At 69.4% G+C, this 23,430-nt stretch carries 28 protein-coding genes and 1 tRNA gene; 17 read left to right on the forward strand and 12 right to left on the reverse strand.

Going from position 1 to position 23,430, the window contains the following annotated elements; translation table 11 throughout:
* Positions 1–193: 193 nt before the first annotated feature.
* A tRNA-Leu gene (locus G9C83_RS12180) sits at positions 194–278 on the reverse strand.
* A gap of 121 nt (positions 279–399) precedes the next feature.
* On the opposite strand from G9C83_RS12180, the gene G9C83_RS12185 reads away from it, so the two are divergent.
* Positions 400–963, forward strand: coding sequence for a DUF420 domain-containing protein (locus G9C83_RS12185; RefSeq protein WP_167246408.1), 564 nt, complete (start codon positions 400–402; stop codon positions 961–963).
* Positions 964–977: 14 nt separating this feature from the next.
* Here the strand turns inward: G9C83_RS12185 and purF are convergent, their stop codons facing one another.
* From purF to G9C83_RS12205, 4 genes are all read right to left on the reverse strand, one after another.
* Complete coding sequence (purF, locus tag G9C83_RS12190; RefSeq protein ID WP_167246409.1) at positions 978–2,447, reverse strand: amidophosphoribosyltransferase; 1,470 nt, start codon at positions 2,445–2,447, stop codon at positions 978–980.
* Positions 2,448–2,678: 231 nt separating this feature from the next.
* A complete protein-coding gene (locus G9C83_RS12195; RefSeq protein ID WP_167246410.1) occupies positions 2,679–2,855 on the reverse strand; it encodes a 50S ribosomal protein L37e in 177 nt (58 codons plus the stop codon).
* On the reverse strand, positions 2,852–3,034 hold the full coding sequence (locus G9C83_RS12200) for an LSM domain-containing protein (protein WP_167246411.1): 183 nt from the start codon (positions 3,032–3,034) through the stop codon (positions 2,852–2,854). Before G9C83_RS12200 ends, G9C83_RS12195 begins: the two co-directional genes overlap by 4 nt.
* An 85-nt stretch (positions 3,035–3,119) precedes the next feature.
* Positions 3,120–4,178, reverse strand: coding sequence for a M20/M25/M40 family metallo-hydrolase (locus tag G9C83_RS12205; RefSeq protein ID WP_167246412.1), 1,059 nt, complete (start codon positions 4,176–4,178; stop codon positions 3,120–3,122).
* Between the two features lie 96 nt (positions 4,179–4,274).
* Between G9C83_RS12205 and G9C83_RS12210 the strand changes: the two genes are divergently transcribed.
* The 3 genes from G9C83_RS12210 to G9C83_RS12220 are packed head-to-tail and all read left to right on the forward strand — an operon-like array spanning position 4,275 to position 5,805.
* Positions 4,275–4,538, forward strand: coding sequence for a hypothetical protein (locus G9C83_RS12210; protein WP_167246413.1), 264 nt, complete (start codon positions 4,275–4,277; stop codon positions 4,536–4,538).
* Between the two features lie 42 nt (positions 4,539–4,580).
* Positions 4,581–5,540, forward strand: a complete 960-nt coding sequence (locus G9C83_RS12215) for a zinc-dependent metalloprotease (protein ID WP_167246414.1) — start codon at positions 4,581–4,583, stop codon at positions 5,538–5,540.
* Between the two features lie 31 nt (positions 5,541–5,571).
* A complete protein-coding gene (locus G9C83_RS12220) occupies positions 5,572–5,805 on the forward strand; it encodes a glycine zipper 2TM domain-containing protein (protein WP_167246415.1) in 234 nt (77 codons plus the stop codon).
* A 101-nt stretch (positions 5,806–5,906) separates the two neighbouring features.
* Here the strand turns inward: G9C83_RS12220 and G9C83_RS12225 are convergent, their stop codons facing one another.
* Positions 5,907–6,455 (reverse strand): hypothetical protein, encoded by a 549-nt coding sequence (locus G9C83_RS12225; RefSeq protein WP_167246416.1) that lies wholly within the window; start codon positions 6,453–6,455, stop codon positions 5,907–5,909.
* Positions 6,456–6,637: 182 nt separating this feature from the next.
* Here G9C83_RS12225 and G9C83_RS12230 point away from each other — a divergent pair, with 182 nt between their 5' ends.
* Genes G9C83_RS12230 through G9C83_RS12265 form a run of 8 tightly spaced genes read left to right on the forward strand, consistent with a single transcriptional unit; the run spans position 6,638 to position 12,721 of the window.
* Positions 6,638–6,931, forward strand: coding sequence for a 50S ribosomal protein L21e (locus G9C83_RS12230; protein ID WP_167246417.1), 294 nt, complete (start codon positions 6,638–6,640; stop codon positions 6,929–6,931).
* Position 6,932: 1 nt separating this feature from the next.
* On the forward strand, positions 6,933–7,292 hold the full coding sequence (locus tag G9C83_RS12235) for an RNA polymerase Rpb4 family protein (protein ID WP_167246418.1): 360 nt from the start codon (positions 6,933–6,935) through the stop codon (positions 7,290–7,292).
* A gap of 60 nt (positions 7,293–7,352) precedes the next feature.
* Positions 7,353–7,922 carry a DUF655 domain-containing protein gene (locus G9C83_RS12240; RefSeq protein WP_167246419.1) on the forward strand — a complete coding sequence of 190 codons (570 nt, stop codon included), beginning with the start codon at positions 7,353–7,355 and terminating at the stop codon, positions 7,920–7,922.
* 51 nt (positions 7,923–7,973) lie between these two features.
* Complete coding sequence (locus G9C83_RS12245) at positions 7,974–8,813, forward strand: 16S ribosomal RNA methyltransferase A (RefSeq protein ID WP_167246420.1); 840 nt, start codon at positions 7,974–7,976, stop codon at positions 8,811–8,813.
* Positions 8,810–10,000, forward strand: coding sequence for a mechanosensitive ion channel family protein (locus tag G9C83_RS12250; RefSeq protein ID WP_347877800.1), 1,191 nt, complete (start codon positions 8,810–8,812; stop codon positions 9,998–10,000). Before G9C83_RS12245 ends, G9C83_RS12250 begins: the two co-directional genes overlap by 4 nt.
* Entirely contained in the window at positions 9,993–10,571 is a 579-nt protein-coding gene (locus tag G9C83_RS12255; RefSeq protein ID WP_167246421.1) for a HemK2/MTQ2 family protein methyltransferase, read from the forward strand. The genes G9C83_RS12250 and G9C83_RS12255 overlap by 8 nt, the downstream gene beginning before the upstream one ends.
* Positions 10,572–10,625: 54 nt before the next feature.
* Positions 10,626–11,615 carry a 5-methyltetrahydropteroyltriglutamate--homocysteine methyltransferase gene (locus tag G9C83_RS12260; protein WP_167246422.1) on the forward strand — a complete coding sequence of 330 codons (990 nt, stop codon included), beginning with the start codon at positions 10,626–10,628 and terminating at the stop codon, positions 11,613–11,615.
* Positions 11,612–12,721 (forward strand): methionine synthase, encoded by a 1,110-nt coding sequence (locus G9C83_RS12265; protein ID WP_167246423.1) that lies wholly within the window; start codon positions 11,612–11,614, stop codon positions 12,719–12,721. The genes G9C83_RS12260 and G9C83_RS12265 overlap by 4 nt, the downstream gene beginning before the upstream one ends.
* Here the strand turns inward: G9C83_RS12265 and G9C83_RS12270 are convergent.
* Positions 12,718–12,990 (reverse strand): hypothetical protein, encoded by a 273-nt coding sequence (locus tag G9C83_RS12270; protein ID WP_167246424.1) that lies wholly within the window; start codon positions 12,988–12,990, stop codon positions 12,718–12,720. The two genes, G9C83_RS12265 and G9C83_RS12270, sit on opposite strands and share 4 nt — an antisense overlap.
* A 172-nt stretch (positions 12,991–13,162) precedes the next feature.
* Here G9C83_RS12270 and G9C83_RS12275 point away from each other — a divergent pair, with 172 nt between their 5' ends.
* Both G9C83_RS12275 and G9C83_RS12280 read left to right on the forward strand, forming a co-directional pair.
* Positions 13,163–13,435, forward strand: a complete 273-nt coding sequence (locus G9C83_RS12275; RefSeq protein WP_243838030.1) for a hypothetical protein — start codon at positions 13,163–13,165, stop codon at positions 13,433–13,435.
* A gap of 100 nt (positions 13,436–13,535) precedes the next feature.
* Positions 13,536–14,993, forward strand: coding sequence for a sulfatase (locus tag G9C83_RS12280; RefSeq protein ID WP_167246425.1), 1,458 nt, complete (start codon positions 13,536–13,538; stop codon positions 14,991–14,993).
* 102 nt (positions 14,994–15,095) lie between these two features.
* Here the strand turns inward: G9C83_RS12280 and G9C83_RS12285 are convergent, their stop codons facing one another.
* Positions 15,096–15,449: a hypothetical protein gene (locus G9C83_RS12285; RefSeq protein WP_208288717.1), complete on the reverse strand. Its 354-nt coding sequence runs from the start codon at positions 15,447–15,449 to the stop codon at positions 15,096–15,098.
* Between the two features lie 519 nt (positions 15,450–15,968).
* Here G9C83_RS12285 and G9C83_RS12290 point away from each other — a divergent pair.
* A complete protein-coding gene (locus G9C83_RS12290; protein ID WP_167246426.1) occupies positions 15,969–18,350 on the forward strand; it encodes a bifunctional alpha,alpha-trehalose-phosphate synthase (UDP-forming)/trehalose-phosphatase in 2,382 nt (793 codons plus the stop codon).
* Positions 18,351–18,452: 102 nt separating this feature from the next.
* Here the strand turns inward: G9C83_RS12290 and ndk are convergent, their stop codons facing one another.
* The 4 genes from ndk to rpl7ae are packed head-to-tail and all read right to left on the reverse strand — an operon-like array spanning position 18,453 to position 19,710.
* Complete coding sequence (gene ndk / locus G9C83_RS12295) at positions 18,453–18,935, reverse strand: nucleoside-diphosphate kinase (RefSeq protein ID WP_167246427.1); 483 nt, start codon at positions 18,933–18,935, stop codon at positions 18,453–18,455.
* Positions 18,932–19,114 carry a 50S ribosomal protein L24e gene (locus tag G9C83_RS12300; RefSeq protein WP_167246428.1) on the reverse strand — a complete coding sequence of 61 codons (183 nt, stop codon included), beginning with the start codon at positions 19,112–19,114 and terminating at the stop codon, positions 18,932–18,934. Before G9C83_RS12300 ends, ndk begins: the two co-directional genes overlap by 4 nt.
* Entirely contained in the window at positions 19,114–19,341 is a 228-nt protein-coding gene (locus G9C83_RS12305) for a 30S ribosomal protein S28e (protein ID WP_167246429.1), read from the reverse strand. Before G9C83_RS12305 ends, G9C83_RS12300 begins: the two co-directional genes overlap by 1 nt.
* Positions 19,342–19,347: 6 nt before the next feature.
* Positions 19,348–19,710 (reverse strand): 50S ribosomal protein L7Ae, encoded by a 363-nt coding sequence (gene rpl7ae, locus G9C83_RS12310; protein ID WP_167246430.1) that lies wholly within the window; start codon positions 19,708–19,710, stop codon positions 19,348–19,350.
* Positions 19,711–19,914: 204 nt separating this feature from the next.
* On the opposite strand from rpl7ae, the gene tmcA reads away from it, so the two are divergent.
* Entirely contained in the window at positions 19,915–22,146 is a 2,232-nt protein-coding gene (gene tmcA / locus G9C83_RS12315; RefSeq protein WP_167246431.1) for a tRNA(Met) cytidine acetyltransferase TmcA, read from the forward strand.
* Positions 22,147–22,194: 48 nt separating this feature from the next.
* Positions 22,195–23,415 carry an MFS transporter gene (locus G9C83_RS12320; protein ID WP_167246432.1) on the forward strand — a complete coding sequence of 407 codons (1,221 nt, stop codon included), beginning with the start codon at positions 22,195–22,197 and terminating at the stop codon, positions 23,413–23,415.
* Positions 23,416–23,430 lie beyond the last annotated feature (15 nt).

Below are 23,430 nucleotides of genomic sequence, written 5' to 3' on the forward strand. Positions count from 1 at the left end.
TCGATTTAGAACCGACCGACAGCGCCGCCGCTGTCGAGTGTGTTACGCGTCTTCACACAGCACCGTCGCTGTTCGGTGTCGGGTCAGCAGGATTGTGCGTGGGTGATGTCCCTTGCGAGGGAATCACCGTGCATCGCGTTGGCCTCGACGGCGGAGCCGTCTCGGCGTTCGGTGGACTCGTCCACCCTAGCGATGCGTGGGACCGGATTTGAACCGGCGAACCTCTACAGGACAGCGCCCTCAACGCTGCGCCTTTGACCTAGCTTGGCTACCCACGCTCGCTACGTGTGTTTGCAATTCACCGTATCCGCCGACCAATTAAAACCCCTACGATTTTGCGGCCGCCTGCGAGTCGCCGACACGGAAACCGCTATGGGGCGGGCGTTCGAATCGCCGCCCATGTCAGACGGGTTCGCGCGGCGGCACGTCGGGTCGCTGACCGCGGTGCTCTCGGTGGCGTCGCTCGCGCTCGTAATCGCCGCAGTCCGCGGGTTCGTGCCCGCGTCCGCGGTGCCGCACGCGCCCGAGGCGTTCCTCGAACTCCTCCCGACGCTGAACGCCGCGCTGAGCGCGGCCGCCATCGTCACAATCACCGTCGGCTGGCGCGCGATTCGTGACGGGAACGTCGACCGCCACCGCGCGGCGATGCTGGCGTCGACGCTGCTGTTCGCGCTGTTCCTCGCCTTCTACCTCTACCGCATCGTCGTCGAGGGCACGACCGAATTCGCCGGGCCGGAGGCCGTCTACACGTACGTCTACCTCCCCGTGCTCGTCATTCACATGGGGCTGGCGATGCTGGCGATTCCGCTCGTCTACTACGCGCTGCTGCTCGCTGGCACGCGGGACGTCCGCGAGATCCCGCGGACGAACCACGCCACAGTCGGCCGCGTCGCGGCGTCGCTGTGGCTGGTGTCGTTCGCGCTCGGTATCGTCGTCTACCTCCTGCTGTACGTCCTCTACTGAGCGAGAATCGCGCGTCAGTCGTCGGCTGGCGTCTCGACGGACCTGTCGACGTCGCGGTCGGCGGCCTCGCCGGGCACGTCGTAGGGGTACTCGCCGGTCACGCAGCCCGCACAGAGGTCGAGCTCGGACTTCCCGATGGCTTCCGTGACGGCGGAAAGCGAGAGGTACGAGAGGCTGTCCGCGCCGATCTCCTCGGCGATCTCCGCCGGGGTTCGGTCGGCGGCGATGAGCTCGTCGCGGGTCGCCATGTCGATGCCCATGTAGCAGGGCGCGCTGATCGGCGGCGCGCCGATTCGCACGTGGACTTCCTCCGCGCCGGCCTCCCGCAGCAGGTCGACGAGCTGGCTGCTCGTGGTGCCGCGCACGATGGAGTCGTCGATGACGGTGACGGTGCGGCCCTCGACGGTGGACTTGATGGGGTTGAGCTTCAGGCGGACGGCCTGCTCGCGGCCCTCCTGAGTGGGCATGATGAACGTGCGGCCGACGTACCGGTTCTTCATCAGGCCCTCCGCGAACTCCACGCCCGCGCCGTCGTCCTGTGCGGCCTCCGCGTACCCCGACGCGAACGCGCGCCCGGAGTCCGGGACCGGCATCACGACGTCCGTGTCGACGCCGGTCTCCGCCCAGACCTGGCGGCCGAGCTCGCGGCGCACCTCGTAGACGAGCTCCTCGTCGATGACCGAGTCCGGGCGCGCGAAGTAGACGTACTCGAAGAAGCAGTGGGCGGTGTGGTCGGTCTCCACGAGCTGGTGGGAGTCGAAGCCGCCGCCGTCCTCGTGGAGGACGATGAGCTCGCCCGGCCGGACGTCGCGGACGAGTTCGCCGCCGAGCGTGTCGATAGCCGCGGACTCGCTGGCGAGCACGTAGCCGTCGTCGAGTTCGCCGATGACGAGCGGGCGGTTTCCGAGCGGGTCCCGGAGCCCGAGGACGGTGTCGTCGTGCATGATGGTCAGCGAGTACGACCCGTGGATGCGGTTCATCGTCGTCTCGACGGCGTCGACGATGTCCGCGTCGAGGAGGTTCCGCGCGAGGTCGTGAGCGATGACCTCGGTGTCGCCGTCGCTGGTGAACGCGTGCCCGCTGCTCGCGAGGTCGTCGCGGATCTCGTCGGCGTTCACGAGGTTGCCGTTGTGGCTCAGCCCGAGCGCGCCGCCCTTGAACGAGACGGAGAACGGCTGCGCGCAGGACTTGTCGACGCTCCCCGCGGTCGGGTAGCGGACGTGGCCGATGCCCGCGCTCCCGACGAGGTCCTCGACGTCGGACTCGTCGAACGCCTCGCCGACGAGCCCCATGCTGACGTGCTGGTGCTGCTGGAAGCCGTCGTGGGTGACGATGCCCGCGGACTCCTGGCCGCGGTGCTGGAGCGCGTACAGCGCGTAGTACGTCGGGTAGGCGGCGTCGCGCTCCGTGAGGGAGACGCCGACGACGCCGCATTTCTCCGTGGGGTGGTCGAACTCGGAGCCGTCCTCGCGCCCGGAAGACATGGGCGTCCGTACCCCGCCGGGCAGGGTAAAACTTCCGCAACCGTGTGGAACTCGACGATCCACTAGTCAGTTGTATACACGAACGTGACCAGATAGGGCCGTGGACCGGCGCCCTCCGGGGGCGCGTGACGGCGGGCGTGTCGCTACACGGTCAGTCGGAACGAGACGAGAGAACGCAGCACGGTCGCAGCGCTACGCGATTTCGAGAACGGCGAGAGAACTACAGAGCCGTCAGTTGTCGCCGGTCTTCTCCTGCCAGCTGTAGCTCCGGCGCTTGGCCGTCTTGCCGAAGCCGCAGCTCGAACAGACCTTCTTCTTCGTGTGGTAGGACTTCTCGCCGCAGCGGCGGCACTTCGTGTGCGTCGTCGTGTTCTTCTTCCCTTGGCTCGGGGTCCCAGCTCCCGTCATGGTTTGATTGTGACGACGTTGTCGCCACGGATAATCGTTGTGTCTTCGCCCTCCAGCACGATGTTCATGTGCTGGTCGTAGCCCGTGAGGACGCCGGTGAACTCCTCGCCGTCCTTGAGTCGGACCGTGACGGTCTCCTCCAGTGACGCCTCGAGTACGTCGAGTGGTCGGCCGCTCATACACCAACGGCCGCGGGTCGCGTCTATAAGCGTACCGGACCGAGGCCGCAGGCGGCGAGTTCGCCCGCCCGGACCCCCGGCCGCGTCAGACGTCCACCGCGAACGACTCCCGGTCGACCTCGCGGACCGCGAACGCCGCCAGCAGGTCCGCGGTGTCCTCGACGTCCTCGGTGTCGACGACCTCCGCGGGCGTGTGCATGTACCGGTTCGGGATGCCGACCGCGGCCGTCGGGATGCCGCCGCGCTCCCGGAAGAACCGGTCCGCGTCCGTGCCCGTCGTCGTGGACATCGCCTCGACCTGCACGTCGATGTCCTCTGTGTGCCCGACCTCGCGGAGCGCGCGCACGACCTCGGGGTGGCTGGACCCGCCCCGGGTCACGGTCGGGCCGCCACCCAGTTCGACTTCGCTGGCGTGGCTGTTCGGGTACGCGGGATTGTCGGCGGCGTGTGTGACGTCCGCGACGAGCGCGACGTCCGGGTCGAGGTCGAACGCGACCATGCTCGCGCCCCGCGTGCCGAGCTCCTCCTGGACGGTGTTGACGGCGTACACCGTGCAGTCGGCGTCCCGCTCGGCCGCGCGTCGCAGCGCCTCAGCAGCGACCCACGAGCCCACGCGGTTGTCGAGCCCGCGTCCCGCGATGCGCGTCCCGGCGAGGTCGTGGACGCCCGCCGCGAGCGTCGCGGGGTCGCCGACCTCCACGAGCTCGCGGGCGTGTCCCTCGTCCTCGGCGCCGATGTCGACGTGCTGCTCGGTGACGTCGTCCGGGTCGTCCTCGCCGGCCTCGCGGAGGTGGACCGCGGTCTGGCCGACGACGCCGTTGACGGCGCCGTCGCCCGTGTGGACCTCGATCTGGGTGCCCTCCGTGACCGACCGGTCGACGCCGCCCAGCGGCCGCACGCGCAGGAAGCCGTCCTCGGTGATGGCGGTCACGACGAATCCGAGCTCGTCCGCGTGACCGGTGAACGCTACCTCGGTCTCGCCGCCCTCGTAGGCGGCGACCGCGTTGCCGTACGCGTCCGTGCGGACCTCGTCCGCGAACCCTTCGACGTAGTCAACCCACACCCGCTGGCCCGCCGTCTCGAACCCCGAGGGGCTGGGCGCGTCCAACAGCCGGCGCAGGAACGCCGCTCGCGTCTCGTCCATACGCCCGCTGGCGACGGCGCGGCCAAGAATCCTCCGGGACGCCGGCAGGAGCCAGCTGCCCAAACGGCTAAATGTGTTCTCGGCGAACTACCTCGTATGGGAATCCTCGAACTTCACTTCCACGACTCCAACTTCGACGTCTCGCCCTCCGTGGGCGGCAAAAGCGACAAGAAGAAAGCCGCCGAGAAGATGAGCTGGGGGAGCAGTAGCAGCGACGACACCGACGAGGAGTCCGAGTCCGGCGGGCCGGGCGTCGGCGCGCTCGTCGCCCTCGTCGTCCTCGTCGCCATCGCCGCGGTCGTCGGCATGAAGCGCCGCGGCGGCAGCGAGGAGAGCGAAGACGTCACGCTCGAAGCGTAATCCGGCAGAAGGGCTTTTGCGTTCCGTACCGGACTTTTCCTCATGACACTCATCGAGAGCGCGCGCCACGTCGCGGACGCCAGCGGCGACGGCGCCATCGACTGGACCGCCGTCGCCGACGCCGCGAAGGCAGCCACCGCGCCCGGCAGCCTCGACCTCTCGGAGGCGGAAGCCGAGGCGTACGCTGCCGACATCCGCGAGGCCCGCGCGCAGCTCCGGGACGTCTCCGGGCTGGAGTTCAACGTCCCCGACACCGTCGAGATCCAGAACCGCCACCACTGGGTGGACGCCAACGTCGAGACGTTCCGGCGCGCGTTCGAGCCGCTGAACGAGCGCGCGAGCTACCTCCCGGGGGTCGCGCGCTCGCTGAACACGGCGACCACCGCGGGCGCGCTCGCGTTCGTCTCCCGGCACGTCCTCGGGCAGTACGACCCGCTGCTCCTCGCCGACAACACCGACCACGCGCTCTACTTCGTCCACCCGAACGTCGTCCGGGTGGCGGACAGCCTCGACGTCGCGTTCCCGCGGTTCCGCCGCTGGATCGCGTTCCACGAGGTCACGCACGCCGCCGAGTTCGGCGCCGCCCCGTGGCTCGCCGACCACCTCGAAGAACGCCTCGAGGACGGTGTCGAAGCGCTCGGCGACGGCGACATCCGACGGGAGGCGTTCCAAGAGCTGAACGTCGCGATGACTGCCGTCGAGGGGTACGCGGAGCTGCTGATGGACGAGGCGTTCGACGGCGAGTACGCCGACCTGCGCGCGAAACTCGACGCCCGCCGGAAGGGCGGCAGCCCGCTGACGAAGCTCGTCAAGCGCGCGCTCGGCCTCCAGCTCAAGCGCGAGCAGTACGAGCGCGGCCGGCGGTTCTTCCAGGCGGTCGCCGCAGAACGCGGCGTCGCCGGCGCCGGCCGCGTCTGGGACGACCCCGAATTCCTCCCGACAGACGAGGAGCTCGACGCGCCCCGGCTGTGGCTCGCCCGCGTCCCCGAGCGCGCCGAGTAGATTTATCAGTCGTCGCGCCCAACTGTCGGGTATGAGTCGTCTCAAGCGAGTGTTCAGTCGTGCGAAGTACGCAGCAATCGGCGCAGCGGTCGGCGGAGCCCTCGGTGGCCTCGTGAGCCGGAACGCGGCCAGCACGGCTGCGGGCGTGGGTGGCCTCCTCGGCGCCATTCTCGGGGAGAAACGCGTCGACGTCGGCACGATCGTCGACGACGTGAAAGAGCGCAAGCCCGACGCCGACGTCGTCTCCGGCTCCGGCGACAACTAGCGGCTCCTCGGTCCTTCTCGCGACGACTGTCGGCTCCGTGAACAGTCACGGCTGCGCCTGTCGATCCAGATAGGGAGGAATCGCGGCGCTGTTCGCGTGCGCTACTGGAAGCCGCGCCCGACCCCGTCGTCATCGACGAGGTCGTCGAGCTCGGCGTCGAGCAGCTCTTCCGCGTCCGCGAACTCGTCGGCGAGGTCGTCCATCGCGTCCGGCCGGCCGTACGGGTCGTACTCCATCGGCCCGAACGCCGGGCTCTCCAGGGCGTCCATCACGTCGTCGAAGAAGTCCTCCGGGGTCGTCGGCGCGTCCGCGTGCGCCCGCACGACCTGCTCCAGCTCGCTCGCGCGGTCCTCCGCCTCGTCCTCGTCCTCGACGGGCTGCTGGACGGCGAACCGGCCCGAGTCGCCGTCCGGGAGGTAGTCCGCGAGCCCGCCGTCGACCTTCCGCGCGACCCGGGCGCCCACCCCGCGCACCTCGAAGGGGTTCTTCGCGTACGTCTTCAGGTGGTAGACGCCCCGCGACGGGTGCCCGAGGTAGAAATCCTCCCCGACGCCCGACGCCCGGTCGCCGGCGAGCGCGCGCCACTCGTCCGGGTCGGCGTTCGACTCCACCACGTCAGAGACGATGTCCTCCCAGTCCCGTACTCGCATTGCTCACGTCTAACGCACAGGCCGACTTGAGTGCGTCGCACGCCGAACGGCTGCTGACTGCTTCAGTTGCGTGGCTCACGGGTCGCTTCGCTCCCCGCTCGCATTAACGTGGCCTCACTCCGTTCGGCCACGCGCGTAACGTGCGTTTTATAACTTCGACGGGAGTAATCGGGCGTACGACTATGCCGAGCTCCAACGGACCCCTCAACAGCTCACGCGAGAAGCTCTCGAACGACCCGCGCGACCGCGGCACGTCCCCGCCCCAGCGCGCCATCGCCGAGTTCGACGAAGGACAGAAGGTCCACCTGAAGACCGACCCGAGCACGGCCGACGGCCGCTTCCACCCACGATTCGACGGGCTCACGGGCGAAGTCATCGGCAAGCAGGGCGACGCGTTCAAGGTCGAGATCAACGACAACGGCAAGGACAAGGTCGTCATCGCGTCGGCGTCGCACCTCCGCGCCCAGCAGGACTAGCATGACCATCTTCAAGGAAACGCTCGACGAGGAGTTCCTCACCGTCTCCGAGGCCAAGGAGCTGCTGGCCGACGTCGAGGCCGAGCGCGCCGCCGACGAGGACCGCGAACTCCGCTTCGAGCTCGCGCGCGCGGTCGAACACGTCAACCGGTTCGCCGTCCTCGAACCCGAGGAGTCCCGCGAGCTCGTCGACGAGCTGCTCGCGCTCGACCACCTCGACGACGAGGCCGTCGCGTACAAGATCGCGGACCTCCTCCCGCGGACGCGAACCGAACTCCGCGCCGTCTTCGCGCAGGAGCGGTACGCGCTCTCCGGCGACGAACTCGACGACGTTCTCGACGTCGTCGCGAAGTACGCCTGACTCGGCGACGGCCGGCCGCAGTGCCGACGTTTAAGTGTCGGCTGGGCGTACCGGTTGCACATGAGTGATACGTCTTCGACGGACGACGAGGAGTACGCCGTCGTCCTCGATTTCCTCGCGCACGGCCGCTCCGACAGCGGCCGCGGCTACGGCGACGGCCCGCTCGCGTACGCCGTCTCTACGGACCGGTTCGTGCTCTACGAGCTGAGCCTCGACCCGACCGCGGACATCTCGATTCTCGACCGCGTGCGCATCCGCCCGGACTTCGAGGACGGCGTCGAGCGCGGGCACGTCGTCGACTACGAGGACCTCTCGGACGGCGCGCGCTCGGAGCTCGACTACGTCGTCGAGGACGTCGTGGAAGCGAACGAGCAGCGCTTCGTGGACTTCTACAACGACGCCCAGCCCATCTCCCTGCGGCTCCACCAGCTCAACCTCCTGCCGGGCATCGGCGACAAGCTCCGGGACAACATCCTCGACGAGCGCAAGCGCGACGGCCCCTTCGAGAGCTTCGAGGACGTCGAGGAGCGCGTCGACGGCCTCCACAACCCCGAGGAGATCATCGTCGAGCGCATCATCGACGAGATGCGCGAGGACGACCTGAAGTACCGGAACTTCGTGGACTCGTAGGCCGGAGGACAGAAGGTAGCCTTTAGGGAACGCCGGCGGATACTCCCGCCAATGACTGACTCGCGGGACCCCGACGCGCTGATTCGTCGCGCTGGCCGCCCGAACCCCGACCGCGACCAGCACTTCCTCGTCGACGACCGCGTCCTCGACCGCATCCCGACGTACGCCGACGACTTCGACACCGCTCACGTCCTCGAAATCGGCGCGGGGACGGGCGCGCTCACCGACCGCCTGCTCGACCACGCCGACCGCGTGACGACCGTCGAGCGCGACCGGGAGTACGCGGCGTTCCTCCGGGAGGAGTTCGCCGACGAGATCGCCGCCGACCGCCTCGCCGTAGTCGAGGGCGACGCCCTCGACGTCGAGTTCCCGGAGTACACGTGCTGCGTCTCGAATTTACCCTACGGCGTCTCCAGCGAGGTGACGTTCCGGCTGCTGCCGGACGGCCGGCCCGCCGTCCTGATGTACCAGCTGGAGTTCGCCGAGCGGATGGCCGCCGACCCGGGGACGAGCGACTACGGCCGTCTCTCCGTGGCGACCCAGCACTACGCGGACGTGGAGGTCGTCGAGACCGTGCCGCCGGAGGCGTTCGAGCCCCAGCCCCGCGTGGAGAGCGCGGTGGTGCGGCTGACGCCCCGCGACCCCGACTACGAGGTCGCCGACGAGCAGTTCTTCTTCGACTTCGTGAAGGCGCTGTTCACGCAGCGCCGGAAGACCGTGCGCAACGCCATCCGGAACACGGTCCACATCTCGGGGCTCGACGACGGCGACGCGGTCGTGGACGCCGTCGACGAGGAGATTCTGGGCGAGCGGCCGGGCGACCTCTCGCCGGCGACGTTCGCGGCGCTGGCGAACGTCGCGCTCGGCATCCAGGAGGGTAGCGGAGCGTGACGACGACAACGTCGACGCCGCCGCCGTACGTCGACGTCGCTGTCGGCGGTCTCTCGACGGCCGAGCAGGTCGCCATCTCCCTGGTCACGGTCGCGGCGCTGCTCGGCGTCGTCCTGCTGTCCCGCCGGGAGTCCGCGCGCCGCGAGGGCCGGCGCTCCAGCCTGCTGGCGACGGTCGGCGCGACGGCGGCGCTGGTCGTCGCGACGGTCGTCATCGTCGTGGTGTGGGACGCGGAGACGACCGCGTGGGCGGCGCTGTCGGGATTCCAGGTGCAGGCCGCGATGTTCGTCCGGGCGTTCCTCACCGTGGTGTTCCTCGTGGCGGTGTACGTCGGCACGGGGTTCATCCACCGCGGCATCGAGCGCTTCCTCAAGCAGACGAAGGGCGTCACCGAACACCAGGCCGAGGTCACGTACCGCATCGTCCAGATCTCGGTGTACGTGCTCGCGGTCGTGGTCATCCTCGGGTTCTGGAACGTCAACCTCTCCGGACTGCTCATCGGGGCGGGGTTCGCGGGCATCGTGCTCGGCATGGCCGCCCGGCAGACGCTCGGGGCGGTGTTCGCGGGGCTGGTGTTGATGTTCTCGCGGCCGTTCGAGATCGGCGACTGGGTGAAGGTCGGGGACAAGGACGGCATCGTCACGGACATCACCATCGTGAACACGCGCTTGCAGACGTTCGACGGCGAGTACGTGATGCTGCCGAACGACTACGTCGGCGCGAACGAGGTGATAAACCGCTCGCGGAAGGGCCGCCTGCGCATCCACGTGGAAGTCGGGGTCGACTACACGAGCGACATCGACCGGGCGATGGACATCGCGAAGGAGGCGATGGGCGAGGTCGACGACATCCTCTCGGTGCCACGGCCGCAGGTCGTCCTGAAGGAGTTCGGGGACTCCGCGGTCCTCCTGGACCTGCGGTTCTGGATCGACAAACCGAGCGCGCGCCGGCGGTGGCGCGCCCAGACCGCGGTCATCGGCGCGGTGAAGTCCGCCTACGACGAGGCCGGCGTGAAGATTCCGTTCCCGCAGCGCGAGGTTTCGGGGCGCGCGGAGACGGGCGGGTTCCGCGTGAACGACCAGCCGTCGGTGGCGGGCGAGCCCGAGCACGCCGACCAGCCGGGGTCGGCCGTGCGACAGGACGACGAGGTCAGTGACGCCGACGAGGGGGACGAGACGGATGAGTGACCTCGCGGACCGCCGCGGCACGGAGACGACGGTGTACCAGCCGGCGGAGGACTCGCTGCTGCTGGCGGAGGCGGCCGTCGAGGAGGTCGACTCGCGAGCGCGCGCCCTGGAGGTCGGCACCGGCTCGGGGTACGTGGCGGCGACGGTCGCCGACGAGGTGGGCGCGCGCGTCGTCGGGTCGGACTTGAACCCGTACGCGTGCGCACAGGCTCGCGACCGCGGCGTGCCGGTGGTGCGCGCGGACCTCGTCTCGCCGTTCCGCGACGATGCCTTCGACGTGGTGCTGTTCAATCCGCCGTACCTGCCGCGGGACGAGGACGCCGAGCGGGACGACTGGATGGAGGTCGCGCTCTCGGGCGGGGAGACGGGCCGCGAGGTCGTGGAACCGTTCCTCGACGCCGTGGGCCGCGTGCTCGCGCCCGACGGCTTCGTCCTCCTGCTCGTGAGCACGCTGACGGGCGTGGAGGAAGTCGTGGAGTACGCGGGCGAACGCGGGTTCTCGGCGGCGGCGGTCCGCGAGGAGTCCCACTCCTTCGAGACGCTGACCGTCCTCAAGCTCTGGGATAACTGAAGAACATATTCCTGTACGACAAATATTAAACAGGGGCATGGCGTATCGGTCGGTATGGACCGCATCGCGACCACGCCCGGCCTGTTCCCGCTCCCCGACGACGCCAAGGAGGAGCTCGCGGACCTCAAGGGCCACCAGAAGCACGACCTCGTCAGCGGCGACGAGCGACCCGAAATCGAAGCCGCCTACGGCCGCGTCCGCGAGGAGCTCGTCGGCCTCCAGCGCGACGCCGACCTCGACCGCGTTGTCGAGGGCCAGGCCCGCTGGGACGACATGCTCGCCCACCCCCTGACCGTCCACGACAACGTCGAGACGGGCGGTATCGTCCGCTACTACGACAACAACAACTTCTACCGCGACCCGATCGTGGAGGGCGAACTGACGTTCTCCGGCGATCTCGCCGAAGACCTCGAAGCAGCGAGCGAGCTCACCGACGACCTGCAGGCGGTCGTCCCCGGCCCGTACTCGCTGTCCGAGCTCGCGACCGACGACTACTACGGCGGCGACGCGGAGTTCCTCGCCGCCGTCGCCGACTTCCTCGCGGGCGAAGTCGAGGCGTTCCCCGACGTCGAGACGGTCTTCGTGCTCGAACCGTCGCTGGTCACGGACCCGCCCGCGGAGGGCGAAGACGAGCGCGCGAGCGACGCCATCGACACCGTCGCGAACGCGGCGGACGCCGACGTCGTCGCGCACACGTACTGGGGCGCCCTCGAAGAGAAAGTCCACGCGCACCTCCTCGACGCGGGCGTCGACGCGGTCGGCTACGACTTCGTCACGAACCACGAGGACAACCTCTACAACGTCACCGAGTACGGCACCAAGGACTCGGTGGCGCTGGGCGTCATCGACGGTCAGAACACGCTCGTGGAGTCCCCGGAGACCATCCGCGAGCGCGTCGACTGGTTCCGCGAGTCCGTCCCGGACGCCATCGAGTTCGACGACGCGTACGTGACCGCGAACACGGGGCTGTTCTACCTGCCCGTGAACCGCTTCGAGCAGAAGGTGCAGGCGCTGGCCGACGCCACCCGGGAGGTGACGGCATGAGCTCGAACCGCGAGCAGTTCCGGCCCGACGACCACGACAGCGACCACTTCCTGCTGACGACCGTCGTCGGCTCGTACCCGAAGCCGAAGTGGCTCGACCGCGCGAAAGACCTCCACGAGGACAGCGTTGCGACGCAGTCGCAACGAGGCGGAGGCGGTGAAACCGCCGGAGTGGCGGACTTCGGCGACGAGGAGCTCGAAGAGGCCGAGGACGACGCCGCCCGCCTCATCACCGAGGAGCACGAGCGCGCCGGCCTCGACGTGGTCGTGGACGGCGAGATGCGGCGCAACGAGATGGTGGAGTTCTTCGCGGACCGCATCGAGGGCTACGAGTTCAACGGCCCCGTGAAGGTCTGGGGGCACAACTACTTCGACAAGCCGAGCGTCGTCAGCGACGTCTCCTACGACGAGACGTGGCTCGTCGACGAGTACGAGTTCACCGCGAGCGTCGCGGACAGCCCCGTGAAGGTCCCGATCACGGGCCCGTACACGCTCGCGAACTGGAGCTTCAACGAGGCCTACGACGACGACGAGGCCCTCGCCTACGACCTCGCGGACCTCGTCAACGAGGAGATCGAGAAGCTCGTGGACGCGGGCGCGCGCTACATCCAGATCGACGAGCCGGCGCTCGCGACCACCCCGGACGACCACGCCATCGTCGGCGAGTGCCTCGAACGCATCGTCGCGGACATCCCCGAGGACGTCCGCATCGGGCTGCACGTCTGTTACGGCGACTACTCGCGCATCTACCCCGAGATACTCGAGTTCCCCGTCGACGAGTTCGACCTCGAGCTCGCGAACGGCGACTACGACCAGCTCGACGTCTTCACCGAGTACGAGTTCACGAAGGACCTCGCGCTCGGCGTCGTCGACGCTCACGTCGCCGAGGTCGAGTCCGTCGAGGAGATCGAGGCGAACATCCGGAAGGGCCTGGAGGTCGTGCCGCCCGAGCGGCTCACGGTGAGCCCGGACTGCGGCGTGAAGCTCCTCCCGCGGGAGGTCGCCTACGAGAAGATGGCGAACCTCGTCGAAGCCGCGCGCAACGTCGAAGCGGATCTCGACACGGGTAACGTCGACGTGCCCGCTGCGTCGCCCGCCGACGACTAGACGGCTTCTCGCCGCAGGTCGTCGACGTGGTCTCGACAGACCACGTCCTGCATCACGGCGTCGCGTTCGGTCTGTGTCTCCGCGGCGACGACCGCGCTCGTGTCCTCGACGAGGTCGTAGCCGCCGGTAGCTCCGCAGTAGAGGCACTCGCCGCCGTCCGTGCCCGCGAAGTGCTCGGCGACGCACTGCTCGCAGACGGCCAGCGGTTCCACCCCGGCGGCGACGAGTCGGTACGCGGTCCCGGTCCTGTTGCAGACGACGCAGTCCATACGGTGGTCTCGCGCGCCGGCTACGAGAAACCCCGGGATGGGCGAACACGTGAACGAGGCGTCCGTTTCGACCGTTTCACGCCGGGTACGGTCGTCTTACGCAGAGATGGTCGGCGTTTCCCCGCACACCGGTCCAATTAACAAACACGGTGGACCGGCTTCGTGGAGACGCATGGCTAGCAAGATGCAATCGGACAAGAGCGAACAGGCCGCCAAGAAAACGGGCCGAGACCCGTTCGTCCTCGGGTCGATGATCTCGATTCCGCTGTCGTGGTACTACTTCTTCGTGAAGGGCGACCGCCAGCGTGGGCTCTTCGTCGGCCTGTGGGCGCCGACGCTGCTGGCAATCGGGAGCTACTTCCGGCAAGCCAGGATGAACGAGATGATGCAGGAGGGCCCGGGCGACATCGTCGGACGCGTCCAGCGGATGGTGCGCGAGCAGTAACGCGACCGCTGGCGCCCCTTTCTTCGAACGCCGAACCGCCTGTAGGCGACTGGACACAAGCGACGGCTTACTATCGGCGTCCAGTGCGAACTGGACTGCGATGGCCGCCAAGCCAAACGTCGTGGTGGTGGTCGCGGACACCACCCGAGTCGACGACGCGTACGATGCACAGGTCGCGCCGACGCTCGCGGACCTCGCGGAGTCGGGCACCCGGGCGACGCGGGCGTTCTCGGCGGCGCCGTGGACGCTCCCCTCGCACGCGTCGCTGCTCACGGGGACGCACACGTCGAGACACGGGGCGCACGCGGGCCACGAGCGCCTCGACAGCGAGCTCCCGATGCTCTCGGAGTGTTTCGCCGACGCGGGCTACGAGACCGCCTGCGTCTCCAGCAACACGTGGCTGAGCGCGGAGTCCGGCTTCGACCGCGGGTTCGACGCCTTCGAGCAGACGTGGCAGGTCGTCCAGTCCGGGAACGCGCTCGGCGGCCTCGTCGAGGAGACCGAGGAGCGCCGCGCCCGCGCGGTGGTCCGGGAGCTGTTCGACGGGAACCCGCTGGCGAACGCCGCGAACGCGGCCTACCGGTATCTCGTGCGGGACCGCTCGGACGACGGCGCCGCGCGCGCCACGGCGTGGATCACGGACTGGCTCGGCGAGCGCGACGGCGACCGACCGTTCTTCCTGCTGGCGAACTACCTCGAACCCCACTTGGAGTACCGGCCGCCGGAGCGCCTCGCCGAGCAGTTCCTGCCCGCGAACGCCACCTACGAGGAGGCGATGGACGTCCCCCAGGAGCCCTGGGCGTACCTCGCGGGCGACCTGTCGCTGTCGGACTCGGACCTCCAGTTGCTGCGCGCGCTCTACCGCGCGGAGGTGCGGTACGTCGACGAGCAGCTCGCGGCGCTGCGGGAGGCGCTCGCGGACGCCGGCGAACTGGAGGACACGATTTTCGTCGTGACCGCCGACCACGGGGAGAACATCGGCGACCACGGGCTGATGGACCACCAGTACTGTCTCTACGACACGCTCGTCCACGTGCCGCTGGTCGTCGACGGCGGGAGCTTCCACGGACGGGGGGAGCTGACTGACCTCGTCAGCCTCGTGGACCTCGCGCCGACGCTGCTCGACGAGGCGGGCGTCGACGCGCCCGCGGCCCGGGAGTCGTTCCAGGGGCAGTCGTTCCACCCGGACGCGGACGCCGACTCCCGGGAGTTCGTCGTCAGCGAGTACGTCGAGCCGCAGCCGTCGATGGACGCGCTCGAACGCAACGTCGAGGACTTGTCCGAGCACGTCTACCAGTACGACCGGTCGCTGCAGGCGATCCGCACCGAGGAGTACAAGCTCGTCCGCGGCTCGGACGGCTCCCGCGAGCTCTACGACGTCGGCGCGGACGTCGGGGAGACGGAGAACGTCGTCGGCGAGGCGTCGGCCGTCGCGGACGACCTGGAGTCGACGCTCGACGACTGGCTCGCGTCCTTCAAGCGCGCGGCGACCGACGAGTCCGTGACCATCTCGGAGGACAGAAAGGAGCGCCTGGAGCAGTTAGGATACCTCCAGTGAGTGCAGTCGTCGCTCGTGGGCGTGCTTACTCCGAGTAACAGCGGGCTACTGGGCGTCGGAGGCGATTACTCGTCGACGAGCGACGCGGTCGTCGCGGGAGTATCAGTCGGAGTTCGGGGCGGCGTCAACGTCGTCGTCACCGCTGGCGTGGGGCTGGGGGGTGCCGCCGAGCAGCTGCTTGATGCGGTGGCCGAACGGGAGGCCGGCCGCGAGGGACTCGTCCTCGGGGTTGCGGAACAGCGCGATGAGCGACCACATCGTGCACGCGGCGAAGGAGCCGAACGCGGAGAAGTGCATCCCGAGCGTGAAGAACGTCAGTGAGTAGACGCCGCCGATGAGCATCGACGGGATGCTCGTGGCACGGGGGACCCGGGAGGCCTTGTCCCGCAGCGTGGGGTAGAGAAACATTACGGAGGTCATGCTGCCGACGAGGAAGACGAAGTCTTGCCACATCATTGGTAGTTAGTGGTGGAGGGGGTGTCGTTGAGTTGGGCCATCTTGCTCACACCAGTACCAGGAACTGCAACGGTAAGTAAGGCTCGGTTACTGGCGTCTCAGGCCCAGTAGCGGCAGATTACGAGGAGAGGAGACGATTAACTCTCTCCTACGAGCAGAGGTTTTGGTTCCGCGAACGTGGCTACCCAATTCGGACCGGGTACTTACATCCGTATTATGATAGTAAGGCGTGCTCGCCGGCCGCGAGCCCCGCTGAGGGGGTGGCGTGTCGGCGGGCGCGCGCTCGGAGTAAGCGCGGCGTCTCGCCAGTAACCGCCACCATTCTGCGAGTAACTCCCTCCTAAACAGGTGTATTACGGCTCTAAACCCGTGAAATCGACTAAACGGACATGGTGGCTTATCCACCTCTCGTCCGTGTGTTTCGAGTAGGTACATGGCCGCAAACAGACGGGCGGACCAACCCGCTGACCGGCGACGTATCGGCGGTCGGGCAACCGCACCGGACGAGGTCGAGACGCCGTGACCGAACGCGACCACGCGGACGACACGAGCGACCGCGGGGCGGCCGGCAGCTCCACCGATTCCGTCGTGGACGCGCTCGCGGACTACGAACTGCTCATCGCGTCCAACCGCGAGCCGTACACGCACAGCTACGACGACGGCGAGGTGACCGTCTCTCAGCCCGCGGGCGGGCTCACCGCCGCCCTCGACCCGATCATGCAGGAACTCTCCGGAACGTGGGTGGCGTGGGGGAGCGGCGACGCGGACTTCGACGTGGCCGACGACGACCACCAGGTCGAGGTGCCGCCCGAGGACCCCTCGTACACGATTCAGCGGCTCGCCCTCAGTGACCGCGAGCTCGACGGCTACTACTACGGGTACAGCAATCAGGTGCTGTGGCCGCTGTGCCACAGCATGCCGACGCGCGCGAACTTCGACGACGAGTTCTGGCAGCACTACCGGCAGGTCAACGAGGCGTTCGCGGACGCCCTCGTCGCGAGCGCCGAGGACGACGAACCCGTCATCTGGTTCCAGGACTACCACCTCGCGCTGGCGCCCCGGCTCGTCCGCGAGCAGCTCCCGGGTGCGTTCCTCACGCAGTTCTGGCACATCCCGTGGCCGTCGTGGGAGACGTACCGCTCCTGCCCCCAGCACCGCGAGCTCCTCGAAGGGCTGCTCGCGAACGACCTGCTCGGATTCCACAGCGACACGTACTGCGAGTCGTTCTGCGAGTGCGTCGCCGAGGCGTTCGAGGACGCCACCGTGGACGTCGACCGGGGGCTCGTCACGTACGACGGCCACACGACGCGCGTCCAGCACTGCCCGCTCGGCATCGACGCCGAAGCGCACGCGGAGGCCGCGGCCGCCGACGACGCCGAAGCGTTCTGGACCGAGTTCCAGGCCGACCACGCGCTCGGCGAGAAAATCGCTGTCGGGGTCGACCGCCTCGACTACACGAAGGGCATCCTCCAGCGCCTGGACGCCCTGGAGTGGCTCTGGGAGCACCGCCCGGAGCGCCGCGGCGGGCTCACGTACGTCCAGAAGGGCAGCGAGTCCCGCACCCGGATCGACGAGTACCAGGAGCTCTGCGACGAGGTCGAGCGCCGCGTCGACGAGATCAACGATCGCTTCGCGACGGACGACTGGACGCCCATCGTCTACGTCGACGACCACTACTCGCGGGCGGGGCTGGCGGCGCTGTACCGCCACGCCGACATGGCGCTCGTGAGCCCGCTGCGGGACGGCATGAACCTCGTCGCGAAGGAGTACGTCGCCTCCCAGATCGACGACGACGGCGTGCTCGTGCTCTCGAAGTTCGCGGGCGCGGTGGAGTCGCTGGGCGAGGACGCGCTCGTCGTGAACCCGAACGACACGGCGGCGTTCGCGGCGACAATCGAGGCCGGACTGTCGATGCCCGAGCGGACGCGGCGCCGGCGGATGCGGGCGCTCAGGCAGTGCGTGCACAGCGAGGACACGGCCGAGTGGGTGCGCGACCAGTTCCGCGGCGTCGGCGACGAGCGCGAGGTCGTCACGCCGGAGACGCCGCGCTGGCAGTCCTCGCCGGTGTCGGTCTGGAGCCGCAAGCAGTGGCTGACTGACAGCCTCCGGTCGGCGGACGGCCTGTTCGTGATGACGGACTTCGACGGCACCGTCGCGGACATCGTCGACGACCCGGACAGCGCGGAGATGCGCGAGCGCGCTCGGGAGGCCCTGGAGACGATCGCCGCCCACCCGCGCGCGAGGGTCGCGGTCATCAGCGGGCGCGGGGTCGAAGACGTGCGCGAGCGCGCGGCCGTCGAGGACGCGCTGTACGCGGGCAACCACGGCCTCGAACTGCACGACGGCGACGAGCGCACTGTTCACTCCGGCGGCAAGCACGCGCGGGACGTACTCCCCGCAGTCAGCCATGCCGTCGAACAGGAGTTCGCGGAGGTCGACGGCGTGTTCGTCGAGGAGAAGGGCGTCACCTCCACGGTCCACTTCCGGCAGGCCGACGTCGACGGCGAGGACGTCTTCGAGGACATCGAGGCCCTCCTCGACGAGTACGACGACCAGGGCGCGCTTCGCGTGACGCGCGGCAAACAGATCGTCGAACTGCGCCCGGACGTCGACTGGGGGAAGGGCGCCGCCGTCGAACTGCTCGCCGAGCGGTTCTCGCCCGACGACGAGCAGTGGCTGACGGTGTACGTCGGCGACGACACCACCGACGAGGCCGCCTTCGAGGTCCTCGACGGACGCGGCATCGCGGTCGCCGTCGGGACGGACACGGACGCCACCGCGGCCCCCTACGTCGTCACCGACCCGAGCGAGGTGACCGACTTCTTCGGCTGGCTCGCCGGCGAGGGCCTCGCCAGCCTCGACGCCACCCGGCGCGAGGACCGCGTCGTCGAGCCGCGCTGACCGGCGTCGCACTCGCCTCGCTATTTCGCGTGCCGCTGTCGGAGCGAACGGCTACGCGGCGTAGTCGAAAGAGAAGTCGTCAGTAGACTGCTGTGCGGCGACTCAGTGGTCGCCGGCGTCTTCGTAGACCCACGTCGCGGTGTCGAGCTCCCAGTCGACGAGCTCGTCCTCGTCGAAGAACAGCTCGATCTCGCGCTCGTTTGCGCCCTCGTCCTCGTGGTCGCTGCCGTGGATGATGTTCTGGCCGAGGTCGTTGCCGTAGTCGCCGCGAATCGTGCCGGGTGCGGCTTCCTGCGGGTCGGTCGCGCCCATCATGCGGCGGACCTGGCGGGTCGCGTCTGCGCCCTCCCAGACCATCGCGAACACGGGGCCGGACGTGATGAACTCGACGAGGCCGTCGAAGAACGGCTTGTCCTCGTGCTCGCCGTAGTGCTCCTTCGCGAGCTCCTCGTCGATCTGCATGAACTTCCCGCCGACCATCTTCAGGCCCTTGTCCTCGAGGCGGGAGACGACGTCGCCGATGAGGCCGCGCTGGACGCCGTCGGGCTTGACCATCACGAACGTGCGCTCGTCGTGGTGGCTCATTCCTGCGTCCCCTCTTCCTCGGTCCACTCGACGTCGCGGGGCTCGCGGCCGAGGTCCGCGTTCTTCTCGCACTTCGCGGAGCAGAAGTGGGTTGTGCTGCCGTCGTTGTGGACGAACATCGTCCCCGTACCGGGTTCGATGTCGTCGCCACAGTAGTCACAGGTGCGTGTCTGGACCATTACTGACCACCGATGGAGTCGGCCTCGCGGGCGGTCTCCTTGAGCTGGAGGACGTCGCCCACGCGAGTCGGGCCGAGGACGTTTCGCGTGATGATGCGTCCCTGGTTGGACCCCTCCTGGATGCGGCACTTCACCTGCATCGCCTCGCCGTGCATCCCGGTCTTCCCGACGACCTCGATGACTTCGGCGGGCGTGGAGCCCTCTTCTTCGGTTTCCTCTGCACTCATGGGTGGTTACTGGAGGTCCTCGATCTTGGTCGAGATGTCCTCGACGTCGCCCTCGGCGTCGCCGGTGTCGACGACGGCCGCGGCGGCGCTGCCGACCTCGAGGCCGGCGGCGTTGCCGAGTTCGTCCTGGGTCTCGACGAAGACGACCTGGATGCCCTTCTCCTCGGCGAGTTCGGGGAGGTGCATCACGATCTCTTCGGGGGAGACGTCTTCGGCGACGAAGACGATGTCGGCGTTACCGCGCTCGACGGCCTTCGTCGTCTCGTTGGTTCCCTTCTTGACTGTACCCGTGTCGCGAGCCACTTCGAGCGCTTCGAGGGCTCGCTCCTGGAGGTCTGCTGGAACGTCGTAGTCTACGTACACTGGCATGTGTTGTTCACCTAGTTCCACGGACGGGCTTGCGCTCCCCTGCCGGAGTTCAATCCCTGACGGCTAGGAGCATCATCGACCCCCGTGGACTGTATCCTATATCTGGGGGACCCGAAGTTAAAAGCGCTTTCAAAGTGGGCCGCCGTGCGAGGCCGACGCAGGCGGGACGAAACGCCCTTCCCGCGGGTCGCCGAAACACGACCGATGGTCGAAGACGCCGCGCGAGCGCTCCTGTCAGAGGCGCGCTCGGCGAACGAGCGCCGCGTACTCGTCCTCGCGGGCGACCGCGAGGCCTGTCTCTCGGCGGCCGACGAGGTGCTCGACGCGCTCCCGGTTCCGCTCACGGGGACGACGCTGGTCTCCACGCGAGACGCGCTCGCGTGCGAGCAGGTCGGCCCGCGAAACGCCGACGAACTCCTCGGGACGACCCGCGACGCGGTCGTCTTCGACGCTCACGAGGACTGCCGGCCGAACGCGCTCGGGCGCGTCGTCGGCGCGGTCGACGGCGGCGGCCTCCTGGTCGTGCTCGCGCCGCCGCTCGACGAGTGGCCCGCGCGCCGGGACGCTTTCGACGAGGGGCTCGCGGTGCCGCCGTTCGGCGTCGCGGACGTGACGGGCCGCTTCCGTCGCCGGCTCGTCGAGACGCTACGCGCCCACTCCGGCATCGCTATCTACGACGCGGACGCCGACGAACTCGAACGCGACGGCCTGACAGAGCCCGCGCCCCGGCTCGCCGAACCGCTCCCGGAGCCGCCGGACGACCGAACGTTCCCGCGCGCGGCGTACGAGGCGTGTCTCACGGGCGACCAGGTGGACGCGCTCGCTTCGTTCGAGGCGCTGCTGGACCCGCCAGCCGCCGTCGTCGCGGAGGCCGACCGCGGGCGCGGGAAATCAAGCGCTGCCGGTCTCGCCGCCGCGTGTCTCGCGCGCGAAGGGCTCGACGTGCTCGTCACCGCGCCCGGTCGCCGCAGCGCCAGCGAGCTGTTCGCCCGCGCTCGCGAACTGCTCGCTAACCTGGACGCGCTCGCCAGCGACGACGATACTATCGAGACTGACGCGGGCGGCCGCATTCGATTCGCGAAGCCGCCGGAAGCCGCCAGCCTCCCCGGCGACCCGGACGCCGTCTTCGCCGACGAGGCCGCCGCGATTCCCGTGCGCCTGCTCGAATCGCTGCTGGACTGCGAGCGCCTCGCGTTCACGACGACCGTCCACGGCTACGAGGGCGCCGGCCGCGGGTTCGACGTGCGCTTCCGCGACCGGCTCGCCGACACCGACCACGACGTCGCGGACGCGACGCTCGCGGACCCGATTCGGTACGCCGCCGGCGACCCCGTCGAAGCGTGGGCGTTCCGCGCGCTCGGCCTCGACGCCCGGCCGGCCGTCGACCCGCTCGTCGCGGACGCGAGCACGGAGACCGTCTCCTACGAGGCGCTCGCGCCCGAGGACCTGCTCGCGGACGAACACCTCCTCCGGGAGACGTTCGGCCTGCTCGTGTACGCCCACTACCGCACCGAGCCCAACGACCTCGCGCGCCTGCTCGACGCACCGAACCTCGCCGTGCGTGCGCTCCTCGACGACGGCCACGTCGTCTCCGTCGCGCTGCTCGCGCGCGAGGGCGGCCTCGGCGCGGATCTGCGCGCGGCGATGTACGAGGGAGCGCGCGTGAAGGGGAACATGATTCCGGACGTGCTCACCAGTCAGCTCCGCGACGAGGACGCCGCGGTTCCCGTGGGCTACCGCGTGATGCGCATCGCCACCCACCACGCCGCCCGCTCGCGGGGGCTCGGCTCGCGGCTGCTCGGCGAGGTGCGCCGCGAGTTCGCGGACGACGCCGACTGGCTCGGCGTCGGCTACGGCGCCACCCCGGAGCTGCTGTCGTTCTGGCGCGCGAACGGCTACTCGACGGTCCACCTCTCGACCACGCGCAACGACACCAGCGGCGAGTACTCCGCGGTCATGCTCGACGCCCTCTCCCACCTCGGCGAGCGCCTCTACGACCGCCACGCCGAGTGGTTCGCCGACCGGATTCCCGGCGTTCTCGCGGACTCGCTGCGGGACCTCGACGTGGACGTCGCGCGCGCCGCCCTCCGCGCCTGCGACGTCGACCCCTCGCTTGACCTCTCGGACTCCGCGTGGCGCGTCGTCGCGGGTGCCGCCCACGGCCCCGGGATGTACAGCGTCGACCCCGCGCCGTTCCGCCGGCTCGCCCGCCACCACCTCGTCGCCGGGGACGCCGACATGCTCGCCGCGCGCGAGGAGCGCCTGCTCGTCGCGAAGCTCCTGCAGGCGCGGCCGTGGGACGACGTCGCCGACGAGCTCGGCTTCCACTCCACGAGCCAGGCGATGCGCGCGCTCGGCGACGCGTTCCGGCCGCTCGTCGAGACCTACGGAACTCGGGCCGCACGCGACGAGCTCCGGCGGTTCGCCGACGACTGAGCGCGTCGGTCGCCACACTGATAGCCGCGTTCCACGAACCACGAACCAGTGAAGCGCCCGCACTCCGTCGTGCTCGCGGTCGTCGCCAGCACGTTCTTCGTCGGCTTCGGGGGCGGCGTCGTCTTCCCGATTCTCCCGAACCTCGAGCGCGTGCTCGGCATTACGCCGTTCTTCGTGGGCCTCATCCTGAGCGCGAACCGGTTCACGCGCCTGCTCGCGAACGCGCCCGCGGGCTCGCTGGTCGACCGTGTCGGCACGCGCACGCCGCTCGTCGCGGGGCTGTTCGTCGAGGCCGTCGCGACGTTCGGCTACGTCGTCGCGTTCAACGCGCCGCTCCCCGAGGCGTGGTTCATCGCCGCGCGCGTGCTCTGGGGGCTCGGCAGCGCGCTCGTGTTCGCGACCGCGTACACCATCGCCGCGGATGTCAGCGACGAGGGCTCTCGCGGCACGAGCATGGGCGTCGTGCGCGGCGGCATCACGCTCGGGTTCCCCGCGGGGCTCGTGCTCGGCGGCGTGCTCAGCGACCTCTACGGCGTCACCGCGGCGTTCGTCGCCGCCGCCGCGTTCGCGCTGCTCGCGAGCCTCATCGCGTACGCCGTGGTCCCCGAGACCCACGTCTCCGAGCAGCGGACCGCGGTCCGGCCGTGGGAGATCGACACCGCGGTGCCGACGCTCGCGGTCGGGTTCGTGAACTTCGGGCTGTACTTCGCGTACCTCGGCGCGCTGTTCTCCACGCTCGTCCTGTTCGTCGACGCCATCGGCGTCGCCGTCTGGGGGTACGGCCCGCAGGGGATGTCCGGCCTCCTGATGGCGGTCACGGTGCTCGCGGCGTCCGGGTTCATGCTCGCCGGCGGCAAGCTCAGCGACCTCCGGGGCTCCCGGCTCCCGACGCTGCTGGCGTTCCTCGTCGTCTCGTTCGCCGGGTTCGTGCTCCTCGCGGCGGCCGAGACGCTGTGGACGCTCGTCGCCGCCTGCGTCTGCATCGGCGCCGGACAGGGCGGAACGAGCGGCCCGCTGATGGCCCTGCTCGGCGACCTGACGCCAGGCGACCGGATGGGGCGCGCGATGGGCACGAACAACGTCCTCGGCGACCTCGGCGGCGCGCTCGGCCCGCTGGTCACGCTTCCGCTCATCCGCATGGTCGGCTACGCGCCCATCTACGTCGCGTGCGCGCTGATTCCGCTGGTCGCGGGCGGCGTGCTCGTCGGCGGCGTCTACGCCAAGACCGGTAGCGTCCACCCGAGCACGGCCCAGCTCCGCGGCGACTGACCCGTCCGCCGACGG

The sequence above is a fragment of the Halobacterium sp. R2-5 genome (assembly GCF_011734195.1).
Classification (GTDB): domain Archaea; phylum Halobacteriota; class Halobacteria; order Halobacteriales; family Halobacteriaceae; genus Halobacterium.

Coding starts and splice junctions, on each gene's coding strand:
- G9C83_RS12185 (WP_167246408.1), top strand. CDS start 400: ATGTCAGACGGGTTCGCGCGGCGGCACGTCGGGTCGCTGACCGCGGTG.
- purF (WP_167246409.1), bottom strand. CDS start 2,447: ATGTCTTCCGGGCGCGAGGACGGCTCCGAGTTCGACCACCCCACGGAG.
- G9C83_RS12195 (WP_167246410.1), bottom strand. CDS start 2,855: ATGACGGGAGCTGGGACCCCGAGCCAAGGGAAGAAGAACACGACGACG.
- G9C83_RS12200 (WP_167246411.1), bottom strand. CDS start 3,034: ATGAGCGGCCGACCACTCGACGTACTCGAGGCGTCACTGGAGGAGACC.
- G9C83_RS12205 (WP_167246412.1), bottom strand. CDS start 4,178: ATGGACGAGACGCGAGCGGCGTTCCTGCGCCGGCTGTTGGACGCGCCC.
- G9C83_RS12210 (WP_167246413.1), top strand. CDS start 4,275: ATGGGAATCCTCGAACTTCACTTCCACGACTCCAACTTCGACGTCTCG.
- G9C83_RS12215 (WP_167246414.1), top strand. CDS start 4,581: ATGACACTCATCGAGAGCGCGCGCCACGTCGCGGACGCCAGCGGCGAC.
- G9C83_RS12220 (WP_167246415.1), top strand. CDS start 5,572: ATGAGTCGTCTCAAGCGAGTGTTCAGTCGTGCGAAGTACGCAGCAATC.
- G9C83_RS12225 (WP_167246416.1), bottom strand. CDS start 6,455: ATGCGAGTACGGGACTGGGAGGACATCGTCTCTGACGTGGTGGAGTCG.
- G9C83_RS12230 (WP_167246417.1), top strand. CDS start 6,638: ATGCCGAGCTCCAACGGACCCCTCAACAGCTCACGCGAGAAGCTCTCG.
- G9C83_RS12235 (WP_167246418.1), top strand. CDS start 6,933: ATGACCATCTTCAAGGAAACGCTCGACGAGGAGTTCCTCACCGTCTCC.
- G9C83_RS12240 (WP_167246419.1), top strand. CDS start 7,353: ATGAGTGATACGTCTTCGACGGACGACGAGGAGTACGCCGTCGTCCTC.
- G9C83_RS12245 (WP_167246420.1), top strand. CDS start 7,974: ATGACTGACTCGCGGGACCCCGACGCGCTGATTCGTCGCGCTGGCCGC.
- G9C83_RS12255 (WP_167246421.1), top strand. CDS start 9,993: ATGAGTGACCTCGCGGACCGCCGCGGCACGGAGACGACGGTGTACCAG.
- G9C83_RS12260 (WP_167246422.1), top strand. CDS start 10,626: ATGGACCGCATCGCGACCACGCCCGGCCTGTTCCCGCTCCCCGACGAC.
- G9C83_RS12265 (WP_167246423.1), top strand. CDS start 11,612: ATGAGCTCGAACCGCGAGCAGTTCCGGCCCGACGACCACGACAGCGAC.
- G9C83_RS12270 (WP_167246424.1), bottom strand. CDS start 12,990: ATGGACTGCGTCGTCTGCAACAGGACCGGGACCGCGTACCGACTCGTC.
- G9C83_RS12275 (WP_243838030.1), top strand. CDS start 13,163: ATGGCTAGCAAGATGCAATCGGACAAGAGCGAACAGGCCGCCAAGAAA.
- G9C83_RS12280 (WP_167246425.1), top strand. CDS start 13,536: ATGGCCGCCAAGCCAAACGTCGTGGTGGTGGTCGCGGACACCACCCGA.
- G9C83_RS12285 (WP_208288717.1), bottom strand. CDS start 15,449: ATGATGTGGCAAGACTTCGTCTTCCTCGTCGGCAGCATGACCTCCGTA.
- ndk (WP_167246427.1), bottom strand. CDS start 18,935: ATGAGCCACCACGACGAGCGCACGTTCGTGATGGTCAAGCCCGACGGC.
- G9C83_RS12300 (WP_167246428.1), bottom strand. CDS start 19,114: ATGGTCCAGACACGCACCTGTGACTACTGTGGCGACGACATCGAACCC.
- G9C83_RS12305 (WP_167246429.1), bottom strand. CDS start 19,341: ATGAGTGCAGAGGAAACCGAAGAAGAGGGCTCCACGCCCGCCGAAGTC.
- rpl7ae (WP_167246430.1), bottom strand. CDS start 19,710: ATGCCAGTGTACGTAGACTACGACGTTCCAGCAGACCTCCAGGAGCGA.
- tmcA (WP_167246431.1), top strand. CDS start 19,915: ATGGTCGAAGACGCCGCGCGAGCGCTCCTGTCAGAGGCGCGCTCGGCG.